General features: G+C 36.1%; 14 protein-coding genes. 3 read left to right on the top strand and 11 right to left on the bottom strand.

Translation table 11 applies throughout. The annotated features are described in order from the left end of the window. The first annotated feature begins 194 nt into the window (after positions 1–194). Both B2Z27_RS11225 and mobB read left to right on the top strand, forming a co-directional pair. A complete protein-coding gene (locus B2Z27_RS11225) occupies positions 195–575 on the top strand; it encodes a BfmA/BtgA family mobilization protein (RefSeq protein ID WP_025613689.1) in 381 nt (126 codons plus the stop codon). An 11-nt stretch (positions 576–586) separates the two neighbouring features. Then, positions 587–1,618, top strand: a complete 1,032-nt coding sequence (gene mobB, locus B2Z27_RS11230) for a MobB family relaxase (RefSeq protein WP_286813723.1) — start codon at positions 587–589, stop codon at positions 1,616–1,618. A 314-nt stretch (positions 1,619–1,932) separates the two neighbouring features. Here mobB and B2Z27_RS11235 read toward each other — a convergent pair whose 3' ends face one another. From B2Z27_RS11235 to B2Z27_RS11270, 8 genes are all read right to left on the bottom strand, one after another. Next, positions 1,933–2,421, bottom strand: coding sequence for an asparaginase domain-containing protein (locus B2Z27_RS11235; RefSeq protein WP_286813724.1), 489 nt, complete (start codon positions 2,419–2,421; stop codon positions 1,933–1,935). Positions 2,422–2,449: 28 nt separating this feature from the next. Continuing rightward, the gene (locus tag B2Z27_RS11240; RefSeq protein ID WP_286813725.1) at positions 2,450–3,559 is read right to left on the bottom strand and encodes a LacI family DNA-binding transcriptional regulator; all 1,110 of its coding nucleotides are present in this window, start codon (positions 3,557–3,559) and stop codon (positions 2,450–2,452) included. A gap of 39 nt (positions 3,560–3,598) precedes the next feature. After that, positions 3,599–5,191, bottom strand: coding sequence for an NADP-dependent glyceraldehyde-3-phosphate dehydrogenase (locus tag B2Z27_RS11245; RefSeq protein ID WP_286813726.1), 1,593 nt, complete (start codon positions 5,189–5,191; stop codon positions 3,599–3,601). 447 nt (positions 5,192–5,638) lie between these two features. After that, positions 5,639–6,652 carry a class 1 fructose-bisphosphatase gene (fbp, locus tag B2Z27_RS11250; RefSeq protein WP_286813727.1) on the bottom strand — a complete coding sequence of 338 codons (1,014 nt, stop codon included), beginning with the start codon at positions 6,650–6,652 and terminating at the stop codon, positions 5,639–5,641. Positions 6,653–6,917: 265 nt separating this feature from the next. Then, the gene (locus tag B2Z27_RS11255; RefSeq protein WP_286813728.1) at positions 6,918–7,697 is read right to left on the bottom strand and encodes a hypothetical protein; all 780 of its coding nucleotides are present in this window, start codon (positions 7,695–7,697) and stop codon (positions 6,918–6,920) included. A 28-nt stretch (positions 7,698–7,725) separates the two neighbouring features. Then, positions 7,726–8,460: an MIP/aquaporin family protein gene (locus B2Z27_RS11260; protein ID WP_286813729.1), complete on the bottom strand. Its 735-nt coding sequence runs from the start codon at positions 8,458–8,460 to the stop codon at positions 7,726–7,728. Between the two features lie 5 nt (positions 8,461–8,465). Next, positions 8,466–9,971 (bottom strand): glycerol kinase GlpK, encoded by a 1,506-nt coding sequence (gene glpK / locus B2Z27_RS11265; protein ID WP_286813730.1) that lies wholly within the window; start codon positions 9,969–9,971, stop codon positions 8,466–8,468. Positions 9,972–10,042: 71 nt separating this feature from the next. After that, on the bottom strand, positions 10,043–11,608 hold the full coding sequence (locus tag B2Z27_RS11270; protein ID WP_286813731.1) for a glycerol-3-phosphate dehydrogenase/oxidase: 1,566 nt from the start codon (positions 11,606–11,608) through the stop codon (positions 10,043–10,045). 213 nt (positions 11,609–11,821) lie between these two features. On the opposite strand from B2Z27_RS11270, the gene B2Z27_RS11275 reads away from it, so the two are divergent. Further along, positions 11,822–12,604, top strand: coding sequence for a DeoR/GlpR family DNA-binding transcription regulator (locus B2Z27_RS11275; protein WP_286813733.1), 783 nt, complete (start codon positions 11,822–11,824; stop codon positions 12,602–12,604). Between the two features lie 20 nt (positions 12,605–12,624). On the opposite strand, the gene B2Z27_RS11280 is transcribed toward B2Z27_RS11275, so the two are convergent. The 3 genes from B2Z27_RS11280 to B2Z27_RS11290 all read right to left on the bottom strand — a co-directional run bounded on the left by B2Z27_RS11280 (position 12,625) and on the right by B2Z27_RS11290 (position 14,219). Further along, positions 12,625–12,786, bottom strand: a complete 162-nt coding sequence (locus B2Z27_RS11280) for a hypothetical protein (protein WP_286813910.1) — start codon at positions 12,784–12,786, stop codon at positions 12,625–12,627. A gap of 3 nt (positions 12,787–12,789) precedes the next feature. After that, entirely contained in the window at positions 12,790–13,074 is a 285-nt protein-coding gene (locus B2Z27_RS11285) for a helix-turn-helix domain-containing protein (protein ID WP_286813734.1), read from the bottom strand. 308 nt (positions 13,075–13,382) lie between these two features. Next, complete coding sequence (locus B2Z27_RS11290) at positions 13,383–14,219, bottom strand: RteC domain-containing protein (protein WP_190362238.1); 837 nt, start codon at positions 14,217–14,219, stop codon at positions 13,383–13,385. Between the last annotated feature and the right edge of the window lie 71 nt (positions 14,220–14,290).

The following is a 14,290-nucleotide window of genomic DNA, read 5'->3' on the forward strand; positions in this document are numbered from 1 at the left end:
AACAACAATGCAAATCTAAGGGGGGAATAGCAAGAGGGTAACACGCTACGCGATGTTTCGGATTCCTTTTCGTTTTCAAATAACTGATTATCAGCTATTTGAATACATTTTAATATCCTGACAACCAACGATTTGCGACAAACGGGCTGAAAACGCCCATTTTTAGGGAAGATTTTGCGACAAATCGGCGAAATATGGACACATTTATAGGAATTAGATTCAAAAAGGAAACAGCAAAACGTTTTCAAGAATTTTCAAGAACACACTTCAAATCACATACTGAGGCGATGGCAGCGATGCTCGATTTTTTCTTCTACAACGAGATATCGCCAAAGGAAAAATTGGGTCCGACCGGTCGGACAATCGAAGCTTCTATTAAGAAACGTATCAATGCGGTAATCGCCATCATGCGAGATATGGAAAAGACCCAGACCAAGCCGACAGTCGCAATGATAGAATCACTTTTTCAGACCGAAGCACCAACAAAGAAACCTTTGATTTTAGAAAAGAAATTCGTGGAAGAAAAGAAGGAAGTGCGATTCAGAGAAAAGCAAAATCACAACAACGAACTTTAAATTTTTGAGCTATGTATATCACAATTACACCTCAAAAATTAGGCGGTACCTACTCACAAAGTTCAGCGGATTTTGTGGGTTATTTAGAGAAAGAAAACCAAGGTCTTGAGCAAGAGAATCTGGAACACTTTTTCAACCAATATGGCGATGAGATTTCAGCCGAAGAAGTGGTAAAAGATATCGATGGAAATGGTGCTAAATTGAAGAAGACCGAACCGAAGTTTTATTCCATAACGGTCAGTCCTTCAAAATACGAATTGAACAGATTGCAGAATAGCAGCGAAGATTTAAAAAAGTATACTCGTGAGCTGATGAAGGATTATGTAGCGTCTTTCAATCGGGAAATTAATGGTCGACCGATTACCATCGATGATATAAAATGTTATGCTAAAATTGAACACGAAAGAACCTTTAAGGGAACTGATAAACAGATTCAAGAAAACCAACCCTATGCCACAAAAATACTTCAGCTCAAAAATGACATTCGTAAAATTGAGAGCGGAACACTAGAAGGAAATATTAGACATAAGGAAAAGGAAATGGCAAAATTGGAACGTGAAGCACCACACCAACAAAATGGCAAACGTATTGTTCAAGGAATGCCTAAGGCGGGAAATCAAAGTCATATTCATATTATCGTGAGTCGAAAGGATGCATCCAATACATTCAGCCTTTCGCCAGGGAGTAAACACAAAGCTTCGGAAGTGGAGATGCATGGTAATAAAGTAAAACGTGGTTTTGACCGTGATAAATTTTTTCAGAGTGCAGAGAAAACTTTTGATAAAACGTTCGACTACCAAAGAAACTTTGCGGAGACCTACAAGGCAAGAAAGGATTTCATAAAGAATCCAAAAATCTATTTCGCATCATTGATGAAATTACCCACCAATGAAAAAGCATTGGCCTTCAAAATAATGGGCAAAGCGGGCATTTCGATGATGCCAAGTATTCCTGTTACGCAAGCACAGTTGGCAATGAAAATATTTAACAGGCTACGACGTAGTGCGGAAGTGGCCATCAAATCAAGTTCCATAGGAATCTAAATTATGCAGTTGGACAATCTCTTAACGGTACTTTTAATTATTGGTTTGACCAGTACGGTTTTCTATGGAATGTTTCGGATAAGCAGATATGCATTCATCATCAATTTTCTGATGCTTGGTGTCCTTGTATTTAATCTAAACGAACAAACACAACTAATTTTAATAGCACTCTATTTGGTCTGTCCTCTCACATTAATTAATATTGTATGTCTATTTCTTTTGGTCTGGAGAAAGGCAAATATCAGAATGAAAGTATCTATTAAAAGATAAAAGAAAGTCGTCCAATGTATTGATGTTCCAAACATTTAATTTGATTAATTGATTAAAAATTCAAACCGATTGTCCGCTACATTTTTAATAACGTAATCCCACGGGAAGATTTGACCGTTCATAGCAATATAGACACCCTTCTCCAATGTCCGTAAAGCGCAAATTGCATATCCCAAGTTAAAAGGAGCATCGCTGTTCTTTTCCGTTCCTAGTAGAAAAGAGCCAACCAAAACTATAGTTTTATTAAAATCAACTTGACCAAGAAGTGCAGCAGTCTCCAACATGGTAATTGTGCCGTGAGTTATGAGAATCTTTTCTTCTTTGGAAGTCTCAATCTTACTGACCAGTTGTATTCTATCTTTAATTGTAATCAAACGACTATCCTTGCAAAAGGCCTCTGTTATCTTATACTTAAATGAAACATTCGCAGCTTCGAGAATATCTACAATACTCATTCTAGCTATTTGTCGATTTTTTTCATTCTCATAGTCTAACCCCTCTATAGTGCCACCTGTAGTAATAATTTTAATCATCTTTTATTATAATTAATAACACTATTATTTAGTTCAAGTTATGAGTCGAATTACGAATAGTCAAATTTGTCTTAATAACTTTATGGACATGAATTCCACTATTCTTGTTTTCAACCCTTTCAATTAAAGCTGTAAGTGCTTCCTTTCCTAAGTTCGCAGAGTACTCAGAAACAGTAGTCATTGGAGGGTTAGAATGTTTTGTCATTAGACTATTATTAAATCCAATAATTGAAATATCTTCAGGCACTTTAAAACCTGCTAATTGAATCATATTCAAAGCGCAAATTGCTGATTGTTCATCTGCCGCAAGTACTCCGTCAATTTTGTTGGTTTTTAATGCCTGTTTTAATATTATTTCAAAGTTTTCATAGTTATCAATCTTAATTAAAATCGGTTGTATTTTTTTACTTGTTTTCATTTTTAATGCTTGCAGGTATCCTTGTTTACGAAGTTCGCCTAGGCTAGTATCTTCTATTGCGGATAAAAAAGCAATATTGTTGCATCCAGAATCAATAAGGTACTCCGTAGCTTGGAAAGCTCCGTCAAAATCATCATTTGTCACTTTGTCACATGCAAATTTTTCAAATACCTGCTTGAAAAGGACGATGGGGTGATTTTGATGAATAATCAAGTCAAAATTCTCCTTGTCCTCTAGCAACTGTGTCTCTTTTGATAATGAGATCAATATTCCTAGTACGCCTCTACTAATCATCATTTCCAAACTTTCCTTTTCTTTTTCGGTTTCAACATCGGATATTCCAATGACTATATTATAGTTAAGGCTATTAGCCTCCGCTACAATACTTTGTATCGCCTTTGCATAAGATTCTTCAATAATATTTGGTACGATTACACCTAAACTCCTTATGCTTTTTGACCTGATATATTGATTGCTCGGACTTTGCAACCAAGATTCCCCTAATCTTAAACTTCGTGCGGCAAAATTCGGCTCATACCCACAGGCCTCAGCCATCTCCTTTACTTTTACTTTGGTTACCTTGCTTATTTCAGGGCTATTGTTTAATGCCTTTGAAACTGTAGAGATTGATAAGTTAAGTAAGTATGCAAGCTCTTTCAGAGTTGTAGATTTCAATTTTTTATTTTTTAAAAGTTTGAGAAAGTCGAATAAAACTTTCAACTTTCTTTATTTAATTATTGTCGCTTTTTTCAATTGGAACTATAGAATATAATCAGTATTAACAAAATTTGAAGTTCGGGTCTCAAGCAATCTCTCCAAAATTTCATTATTTAGTTGATTGTCCTTAGAGGCCACGAAGGTCCGAATGGAGAACGAACGTAAAGAGTCATGAACACTCAAAGTAGCAACTGCCGAATCCTTTCTTCCCGTAAATGGATATACGTCAGGTCCACGTTGACAAGAACTATTGAGATTCACGCGACATACCAAATTAGCCAAAGTATCAATCAACGGCGCCAATTTATACACATCCTGACCAAACAAGCTCACTTGTTGACCATAGTTACTTTCCGCCATATCATCCAACGGTTCCTTAATATCACTAAATGATAAAATGGGAATAATGGGACCGAATTGCTCCTCCTTATAAACCCTCATGTCCTTAGTCACAGGATATAAAACCGCTGGCCAGATGTAATTTTCGAAACGTTGTCCTCCTTTTTTATTTAAGATTTTAGCTCCTTTAGCTAAAGCATCATCGAGTAATTCCTGAATATAGGCTGGTTTTTGAGGCTCAGGAAGTGGAGTTAATTTCACACCTTCCTCCCAAGGATTCCCAAATTTTAATGTGTCTACTTTTTCTGCAAAAGCTTTATTAAATCCATCAATAATTTCATCATGCACATAAACCACTTTCAAAGCTGTACAGCGTTGTCCATTGAAAGACAAAGTTCCGGCTAAGCATTCGCTAATTGTCAAATCTATATCAGCATCTGGCAAAACGACAGCTGGATTTTTAGCCTCTAGACCCAATACCAAACGTAATCGATTACTCTTCGGATGTTGCTCTTGCAATGCGTTAGCCGATGAGCTATGTCCGATAAGTGCCAAAACATCTATCTTTCCAGTTTTCATAATAGGTCCAGCAATAGCTCTACCTCTACCAAAAATAATATTTACAACTCCTTTCGGGAAGCTTTCTTGAAAAGCTTCCAAAAGCGGAGTGATCAACAAAACACCAATCTTTGCTGGTTTGAAAACAGCAGTATTTCCCATTAATATTGCAGGAATTAACAAACAGAAGGTCTCATTCAAGGGATAATTATAAGGCCCCAAACAAAGCACAACACCTAGAGGTCCTCTTCGAATGTGGGCTAAAACACCAGATTGTTTTTGAAACTTAGCCGAATCTCTATCGAGTGCCTTATAGTTTTCAATAGTATCATAGATATAGTCAACCGTCCGATCAAACTCCTTTTCAGAATCGGGGAGGGTTTTTCCAATTTCCCACATCAAAAGCTTAACCACTTCTAATCTCTTTGTTTTCATTTTCTCAACAAAATGTTCCATACATTCAATACGATCACGTACACGCATTGTGGGCCATGTGCCTTGCCCTTTGTTATACGCTTTTACCGCAACATCTAATACTTCTAAGGCTTCTGGTTCTCCCATATCTGGAGTACTTCCTAAAAAAGTGGGTGCATATTTTTTAGTCAAAGAGATTGTGGAATGTATATCCGTTGTTTTGCCCTTCCATTCTTTTAGTTCGCCGTCAACTAGATAGTGAATTTGTTCAATTGTCTTGGTTATCCGAAATTCTTCAGGTATAATAAAGTTCTTTTTGCTCATTTCTATGTTTTCTTCTTTTAATGGATTTGAGTATAAATTGAATTAGCTTTTTTTTTTAATTATTTTCTGCTTAAGTCTACGATTTTATCTCTTTTTAGTGGGTCACAATTTGTGCTAACGTTTAAAGCACTTACCATCCCATGTCAATCACTAAATTCAAGTTTGTTTATTAGTTTTACCTCCGGGAATTATGTTTGTCATAAATCGATTATTGCTTTCTTAAGTTAATCAAGATTTATCTCAAAGTTTTCAATTCTATTAGTATGAGATTTCTTCATATTAATCAATTCACAATACCTATTTCTACTAAATCAAATCCAACTTAATATTTGTATTGTGGGTTATAAAAGAAAAGGATGGCTACAGTAGACCACCCTTTCTCACTTAAACTAACCAACTAAAAGCTCTTGTTCCAATGTTGGAAATTGTAATTATATAACAATGGTTTTAAGATAGCTCATCGGCTGCGATGAATTCTTCCAAATCACTTACCATATCTACACTTCCACAATAGAAAGGTACGCGCTGATGTAATTCTTTTGGCTCAATATCAAGTATCCTTCCCTTCCCATCGATAGCTTTACCACCGGCCTGTTCCGCTAAGAACGCCATTGGATTGCATTCATAAAGCAATCTTAATTTACCATCTCTACTGATCTCACTATTGGGGTATAAATAAATTCCTCCTTTTATCATGTTTCTATGGAAATCGGATACTAATGATCCTATATATCTAGCTGTATAGGGTCTATCTTCCTCCTCTTTTTGACAATACTTAATATAGTTTTTCACCCCTTTAGGGAAGTGCACATAATTACCCTCATTAACTGAATATATATTACCTCTTTTAGGGAACTGCATATTTGGATGGGATAAATAGAAAGATCCGATCGCTGGATTCATAGTAAATCCATTAACTCCATCTCCTGTAGTATATACTATCATTGTAGATGTACCGTATACCACATATCCTGCCGCTACTTGATTTTTTCCTGGTTGTAGAAAATCTTCTAACACAACTGGGCTTCCAATCGGACTTATTCTTCTATAGATTGAAAATATGGTTCCCACAGAAACATTAACATCAATATTCGACGATCCATCCAAAGGATCTATCAAGACAACATATTTATTGTTATTCTTCTTATCACTACTATTCAGGGCAATGAAATCATCCTCTTCCTCCGAGGCGATCCCACATACAATTTCTCGGTTATCCAATGCTTGGATAAATTTTTCATTTGCAAAAACATCTAGTTTTTGTTGATTTTCACCTTGAATATTAGTTTCGCCGTAAGAGCCTAAAATATCTTCTAATCCTGCCTTATTGACTTCATGACCCACGACTTTGGCGGCCAATCTTATTCCGTTTATTAAATTGGAAAGTTCCCCTGTGGAATATGGAAAAGCCAATTGATGCTTTATTATAAATTCGCCGAGTGTCCTGGTATTTTTAACCATCCTTTAAAGAATTATCAATTTTGATTTAACAGCTATATTCAAAACAACACAATTTTTTCTTAAGGTATTTTTCAATTCATTTTTTCTAATAGAAAGTTCAAAATGAAATACTTTAAATTTTAAAAAGATTGCCGCATTGAGAAATGATTTCGATGCGGACAATCAAATTTGCTAATGGTTACCTATATCGTCTTTTAATTAGTTTCAAATCGTTTTTTTTAAACAATAAGAGGATAGTTTTAACTTAACCTTTTTATTACAAGACTTAAAAGAAGCTCAAGGCTACTTGTAATGCAACAAATTTTTGGTCTGGATTAAACATAACTTGTGCTGATGTAGGAATATATTTTTCTCTAAAAACTTTAACATCCCTATTGAACACTACACCAAAATTATTTAGTGTGTTATCGCCATAAAAATTAGTTTCGTTTGCAAAAGAAAATGCAGCTGCTGCAAAAAGACCGACAGAGGAGTGTTTTCCACTATACACCGTATAATTAAGTTGTACGTAGTTAGAGAATGCATTTTTTAGGTCTCCATTATCGTTAGCATAGCTGTCTCTACCTAAAAGAATAGTACTCCATGACAGTGAAAAAGGAATCTTTTTAAACGCATAGCCAACGGTAAGGTCAACAAAGTGTGACGTAGTAGCTATATCATAATCAAAAACTTTCGCATCTGGAAAACTACTATAGTTATTAATATCCCATAAGGAAACGAAGAACCCTCCTGAAGAATAACTTACATAATAGTCCATTTCAGTATAGTCTCCGTTAAATCCAGCACCAGCCCAAAAACCAGCGTCAAATTTTCCATTCTTAGAAGTATAGTGCGCTTGAGCAGCAGTCATGGGGGCATCGGTTACCCGATATCCACGCCACAAATGCATGTTTTTAACAGTTAGATTAAAGTTGAAGGGCTTATATGGTTTGCTTTCTGCCATACCCATTTCTTCAGCCTTGTCTATTGTTTCTTCCTGCGCATTGATAGAAACTATCGAGAAGGCAATAAGAAATATGGCAACAATATGTTTAAAATTTTTCATCGTTATAGTTAAATTTATTTTATAGGTTTTATGAAAGGCTCATGTAAAGAAAAGCTGCAAGTACACCACCTATGATGGGGGCAACAACGGGAATCCAAGCGTAGCCCCAATCACCTTTACTTTTTTTTGTTTTGACAGGTAAAAGCGAATGCATAATACGCGGCCCTAGATCTCTTGCAGGATTAATAGCATAACCCGTAGTTCCACCTAAGGACAAACCGATAGCCCATACTAAAAATGCAACTGGTATAGCACCTACTGAGCCTAGGCCTACTAAAGTGCCTTTGCCATCTTCTAGGTTCGCTCCCGCGAAGTAAAAAATTACAAATACCAATACGAAGGTTCCAACAAGCTCACACATAAAATTGGTGAACACGTTGCGTATTGCTGGTCCAGTTGAATAAACGGCCAATTTTGAATCTGGATCTTCCGTTACATCAAAGTGATCTTTATGTGTCAACCATATTACAAAGGCACCTATCATGGCACCAATGAATTGTGCTAGAATAAATGAGGGTACACTTGCCCAATCAAATTTTCCAGCTACGGCCAAAGCAACAGTTACAGCTGGATTTAAATGTGCTCCACTATATGGGCCTGCTACTACGACTCCTATGAAAACTGCCAGGGCCCATCCTGTGGTAATAACTATCCAACCACTATTGTTGCCTTTTGTTTCGTTAAGGACTACGTTTGCTACGACTCCACATCCTAATGTTAAGAGAAGAGCGGTTCCTATAATTTCTGCTATAAATGGTGTCATGATAATTAGTTTTTTACGTTAGAGTTCGCCCAATATTGCAAAGCGTCGATAGCTCTATACCAGCCCTCAATACCTTTTTTAATTTCTGTTCTTTCCTTGGTTGGTTTGAAATGAACATCAGCATCCCAGATCTTTTGAATCTCTTCAGGACTTTCCCAGTAACCAACAGCCAATCCCGCTAAATAAGCAGCACCCATAGCTGTTGTTTCAACGATTTTTGGTCTTACTGTGATGGTGTCGAGTACATCAGATTGAAATTGCATCAACATGTTGTTAACAGTTGCGCCACCATCTACTCTTAGTTCTTTTATGGAGATTCCCGAATCAGCTTCCATTGCTTTTAAAATATCCATAGTCTGATAAGCAATGGCTTCTAATGAAGCACGAGCAATGTGTGCATCTGTACTACCTCTAGTAATTCCGAAAAGAGTGCCTTGTGCTTGTTGATTCCAATACGGTGCTCCTATGCCAGCAAATGCAGGTACAAAGTAGACACCTTCTGAGCTTTCTACCGAAGCTGCTAACTCCTCAATTTCTGAAGAAGTCTTTATTATCTTTAAACTATCACGAAGCCATTGTACCACGGCACCGGCTATGAAGATGCTACCTTCAAGTGCATATTGAGTTTTGCCATTGATTTTCCATGCAACTGTAGTAAGTAAATTATTCTTTGAAACCTTTGGTTGATCACCTATATTCATAAGCATAAAACAACCTGTGCCATATGTATTTTTAACCATTCCCGGTTTGGTGCACATTTGACCGAATAGAGCTGATTGTTGATCGCCCGCTATACCAGCTAATGGTATTTTACTCGCAAAAACAGTACCTGAGGTATGACCATAAATCTCACTTGATTGTTTCACTTGTGGTAGCATACTTTTTGGAATTGTAAGAAGTTCTAAAAGCTCATCATCCCAGTCCATAGTATTTATGTTATACATTAGAGTTCTGGATGCATTGGTGACATCGGTTATATGAAGTTCACCTTTTGTGAAATTCCATATTAGCCATGTATCGATGGTTCCAAGAGCTAGCTCACCAGCCTCGGCACGTTCTCTCACCCCTTCCACATTATCCAATATCCATTTTACCTTTGTGCCAGAAAAATAAGAGTCAATTACAAGTCCTGTTTTTTCCCTGATAACTTGTGATTTACCTTGACTTTTTAATTCATCACAATAGTCGGCGGTTCTTTTATCTTGCCAAACGATAGCATTATAAACAGGTTCTCCTGTTCTTCTGTCCCAAACGACCACCGTTTCTCTTTGATTGGTAATACCAATAGCAGAAATATTTTCTCCCACAAGCCCTTCTTTTGCTAAGGCTTCAGTGGCAATACCTGCCTGCGTGGACCATATTTCTTTAGGGTCATGTTCTACCCATCCTGGTTTAGGAAAATATTGGGTAAACTCTTTTTGCGCCACGGAAATAATACTACCGCTTTTGTCTACAATAATAGCGCGTGAACTGGTTGTTCCCTGATCTAGGGTCAATATAAATTTTTTCATAAGTAAAAAGTTTGATTATTGTAGGACTGCGCAATCCTAAGGTTAATAAATATGAATATTCGATTTGTTTTTTACAATACGTAATGCATAGCCACCATATTAAAGTCGACGATTTCTTTTTGTTTCCATTCATCACTTTTATTCAACTCTTTTGCTAGGATTTTAGCAACCGTCGGTGCAGCTTCTATTGCTGCTCTAGCATCCAGAAACAATATTCTCACTCTTCTGGCTAAAATATCTTCAACAGTCCTAGCCATCTCATTTCTTATTGCCCACACCACTTCAGCTCTAGTATATTGTAGATTTGGGTGTATTCTTTGTCTTAACTCAGGAGATACAAGGATTAAGCTTTCAATGTTCTCTCGATCGCTACCATAAATATGAAGTGGATGGGATCTATCAACGTGATTGCAGGCTCCGTGTATTTTCAATTCCTTTGTTTTGCATTTGATATGGGGTAACTTTCCTAACTTCATTGCTTTATCAATAGTATCCTGAGCCATTCTCCTGTAGGTTGTCCACTTTCCCCCGATAACGGAAATCAATCCCGATTCCGATACAATCACTTTATGACTCCGAGATATTTCTTTGGTTTTTTCCGACCCATCTTTTGGAGCAGCTAATGGTCTGAGCCCAGCATAAATACTTCGAACATCTTTCCTTGTAACTTTTTTAGTCAAATACAAATTTGCTGTTGCTAGTATAAAATCAACTTCTTGTTCGAGGGCTATGGGTTCTATAGATGCTTTTTCTAGCAAAGTGTCAGTAGTGCCTAAAACGACTTTATTATGCCAGGGAACTAAAAATAAAACCCTGCCGTCACTTGTTTTGGGAATCATAATTGCGTCATTTCCCGGAAGAAATGATTTATCAATCACCAAATGCACGCCTTGACTAGGACGCACGGTTTTCTTTGCATTCTGGATATCCATTGTAAGGATATCATCCGTTAATACCCCCGTTGCATTGATAATCGTTTTGGAGGAGAAAGTAAAAGAATTATCAGTTTCTGTGTCAATTGCCGTGACCCCACTAACCATTCCATTTTCCTTGGTCAATGCCTTCACTTTGAAATGATTCAGAACGGTAGCCCCTTTTTCAATACATGTTTGTGCTATATTAACAGCTAATCGCGAATCGTCAAATTGACCATCGTAATAAAGAACACCACCTTTTAAGTTTTCTTTTTTTACGGTGTTCAATCTTGAGTATGTCTCTTTTGGATTAATCCTTTGGGATTTACCCAGACTAAGATTACCCGCAAGAAAGTCATATGCCTTTAGTCCCACAGTGTACTGTATCTCATCCCATCTTCTGTAGTTGGGAATTATAAAAGACTGATTTTTTACGATATGTGGTGCGTTCCTCAGCATAAGCCCTCTTTCGAATAGTGCTTCTCGGACTAAGGATATATCTCCTTGGGCCAAATACCGTACACCACCGTGTGCTAGCTTAGTACTCTTACTAGATGTGCCTTTAGCAAAATCATATTGTTCCAGCAACAAAGTTTTAAATCCTCGAGTCACGCTATCTAAAGCTATGCCCAATCCTGTTGCCCCACCACCGATTACTATAACGTCCCAAGTTTGGATGATTTCCAATTGTTTCATTAAAGTTTCTCTTTCAAATAAATTCATTTCAAAATGATTCTTTTAGTTTCGTTTGGTTGTAAATATATCTAAATTTTACGAATCTCAAAATTTTTGAGTAAAATATTTATATATTTGACTATAATTATCCATCCGAATTATGGATTTATTACAACCGTTTATCTGAATTGATTGACTTTACTTGTGTTAGTGCAGTTTAGTTTCGATTTAGTTTCGTTTTTATTCTTTTAATTTTTTTATATGATCAATACTCGAAGTTCTATGCAGCGTTATGAAATTATTTTAGATAAGCTCCAAAGAGAGAAGCACGTAGAGGTGTTAAGTCTCAGCCAAGATTTGGAAGTTTCTGCTGTTACGATAAGAAAAGATTTAAAGGCCTTAGAAAATAAAGGAATGTTGTTTCGTACGCATGGAGGTGCTTCCTTGAAGAAGCTCTATATAAATGATAGACCTCTTACCGAAAAAGAAAAAATACATATAGAAGAAAAGACAGAAATTGCCAAAGCAGCTTCTAATTTAATTGTAGAAAATGACTCCATCATTATTGCATCCGGTACAACAGTTCAGGCTTTGGCAAGTGCGATTGTTCCTTTGGGCCGTTTAACTGTAATTACTTCGTCAATAAAAGTCGTTCAGGAATTAATGCGATTTGACAACGTGGATATTTTGCAATTAGGTGGGTATATTCGAAATAGTTCCTTATCTGTAATCGGTAATTATGCAACTAAAATTCTTGAAAACATTTCCTGTAGCAAGTTGTTTTTAGGTGTGGACGGTATTGATGTAGAGCACGGGTTTACCACGACTAGTTTAGAGGAGGCTCATTTAAATAAAAGCATGATGGCGGCTGCGCAAAAAACTATAGTTTTAGCGGATTCATCTAAATTTGGTCAAAAAAGTTTTGCTAAGATATGTGAAGTGTACGACGTTGATGAGATTATTACGGACAGTGACCTTTCTGATTTCATCGTTAAGCAGTTTGAAGAAAGGGGCGTAGATATTACCGTTGTCGATGTTAAGTAGGCAATGCGATGTAAAGAAGTTCAAGACATTAAATCCCTCCTATTTACATTAAATTCATCCGCAAATCGGCTACTATTCCATTCTTGGAATAGCGCCATATACAAACTGATATGTGTGGGATTTAAACGGTCATCCAAAAAGAACTTTTCAAAAGCCGCATTGAGTAGCTTTATATAGTTCATAGCTTATGATTTTATCGTGTGTTGTACGCGATTTGTAATCATTACATTTTGAATTTCCTCGGCATCGTAGTAAATAATGCCTCCCACTTTGGTATAAGGTAATGTACCATTGATGCGCAGCGTTTGAAGTGTGCCTGGACTAACTTGAAGTAAGTCCATTACTTCAGAAGATTTTAGATACTTCTTAAGTTTTCCACTTCCTTGTTTTGATAAAAGGTTTTTAATATCATCGAGCAATTCCATTTTGAATTCTCTTAAATCATCTGAGGTAATAATTGTTGCGGGCATAATTGAACGGGTTTTAGAAGAAAGAGGCTATATTATTTTCTGTTTTAAATGATAGCCTCTAACTTGATTTGACTTTCGTTCTACAAATTTGTGGAGTTTTATTAGATTTTATTCCCCATATCGACCGTAGTACGGTCAAAATTTAACATCTTTAAATTTGGAGTGTTTTGTACCTATTTAATGTTTAGTTTATCAATTTTCACTATGAAATAGATAGAAATAAACTAAAAACTAGCGCGCAAAGAAGATGACCGTAGGTCAACCGTACTACGGTCTTTTTAGGATTGAAAAATGATGATTAGACAGAACTATTCTTCACTTTTATTCATTTCAGATAACAAGCTTGTAGTGAGGTCATCTAGGAATACCGTTCTACTGTTTTTTCGATTTTTAATATCCTGGTAAGTTTTGTAAATGTCTTTAGGTGTAAAATCGAAAATCTCTTGCATAATTTTGGACACTTTACTAATACTTAAATTGTTTTGCTTTGAAACTCCAGCAGAAGATAGAGCATAAACAAATTCTACCCAATCAGTATTTGTGAACGGCCATATCAACTTTTCGGTATTTTTCAATGCCGTTTTAGTAGGCCTCAAAGAGAATTCTAAATCGTGTAACCTATTATCAAGATAAGCAACTAGACGGTTGTAGGCCCTAAATTTCCCTAAGAGCATATCTCTAGGGGTAAAGAAATCAGGATCCTGAAAATAAAATTTAGAAGTTGTTATATGATAAAAGTCCATATAATCTCTTGTGTAATATTCCTTGTCAAAATGGGTTTCCTCTGCATCAGTGTATTGAGTGAAATCTAAATTGTAAATAAAGAAACGGTTAACTTTCTGTATTTTTTTTCTAATAAATTTTCGCTGACAATCTTTGTCAGCTTTTGGGAACTGAATCTCAAAAGAGCGTATTTCAGAAAAATAGATAAGATGTCTTAATGGGATTTGTTTGGTGTGCTTAAAAAAATAAATTTCATCCGAGATAGAGTCGAATCCTTTGTTAACAATTTCCTTTTTAAATTGACCTAAAAGTTTCGTGCAGACTATTATAGAATGCTTTGAGCGTTGCATAATTGTCTTTGAGTTTTCTTCAATTTCTAATAATTGCTTTTCTAGATTTTGAGCGAGTAAATGTAATTTCATACCATACCTAATTACAGAGTTAGCAACTGTTGATAGTATGGTCGATATTAGATAAGGTAATTACAAAGAAT

Origin of the sequence: Maribacter sp. UBA3344 (assembly GCF_002362375.1) — a bacterium.
Lineage (GTDB): Bacteria > Bacteroidota > Bacteroidia > Flavobacteriales > Flavobacteriaceae > Maribacter > Maribacter dokdonensis.

Excerpts from the sequence above, each read along its gene's own strand:
- B2Z27_RS11225 (WP_025613689.1), top strand. The coding sequence starts at position 195 with ATGGACACATTTATAGGAATTAGATTCAAAAAGGAAACAGCAAAACGT.
- mobB (WP_286813723.1), top strand. The coding sequence starts at position 587 with ATGTATATCACAATTACACCTCAAAAATTAGGCGGTACCTACTCACAA.
- B2Z27_RS11235 (WP_286813724.1), bottom strand. The coding sequence starts at position 2,421 with ATGATTAAAATTATTACTACAGGTGGCACTATAGAGGGGTTAGACTAT.
- B2Z27_RS11245 (WP_286813726.1), bottom strand. The coding sequence starts at position 5,191 with ATGAGCAAAAAGAACTTTATTATACCTGAAGAATTTCGGATAACCAAG.
- fbp (WP_286813727.1), bottom strand. The coding sequence starts at position 6,652 with ATGGTTAAAAATACCAGGACACTCGGCGAATTTATAATAAAGCATCAA.
- B2Z27_RS11255 (WP_286813728.1), bottom strand. The coding sequence starts at position 7,697 with ATGAAAAATTTTAAACATATTGTTGCCATATTTCTTATTGCCTTCTCG.
- B2Z27_RS11260 (WP_286813729.1), bottom strand. The coding sequence starts at position 8,460 with ATGACACCATTTATAGCAGAAATTATAGGAACCGCTCTTCTCTTAACA.
- glpK (WP_286813730.1), bottom strand. The coding sequence starts at position 9,971 with ATGAAAAAATTTATATTGACCCTAGATCAGGGAACAACCAGTTCACGC.
- B2Z27_RS11270 (WP_286813731.1), bottom strand. The coding sequence starts at position 11,608 with ATGAATTTATTTGAAAGAGAAACTTTAATGAAACAATTGGAAATCATC.
- B2Z27_RS11275 (WP_286813733.1), top strand. The coding sequence starts at position 11,822 with ATGATCAATACTCGAAGTTCTATGCAGCGTTATGAAATTATTTTAGAT.
- B2Z27_RS11280 (WP_286813910.1), bottom strand. The coding sequence starts at position 12,786 with ATGAACTATATAAAGCTACTCAATGCGGCTTTTGAAAAGTTCTTTTTG.
- B2Z27_RS11285 (WP_286813734.1), bottom strand. The coding sequence starts at position 13,074 with ATGCCCGCAACAATTATTACCTCAGATGATTTAAGAGAATTCAAAATG.
- B2Z27_RS11290 (WP_190362238.1), bottom strand. The coding sequence starts at position 14,219 with ATGAAATTACATTTACTCGCTCAAAATCTAGAAAAGCAATTATTAGAA.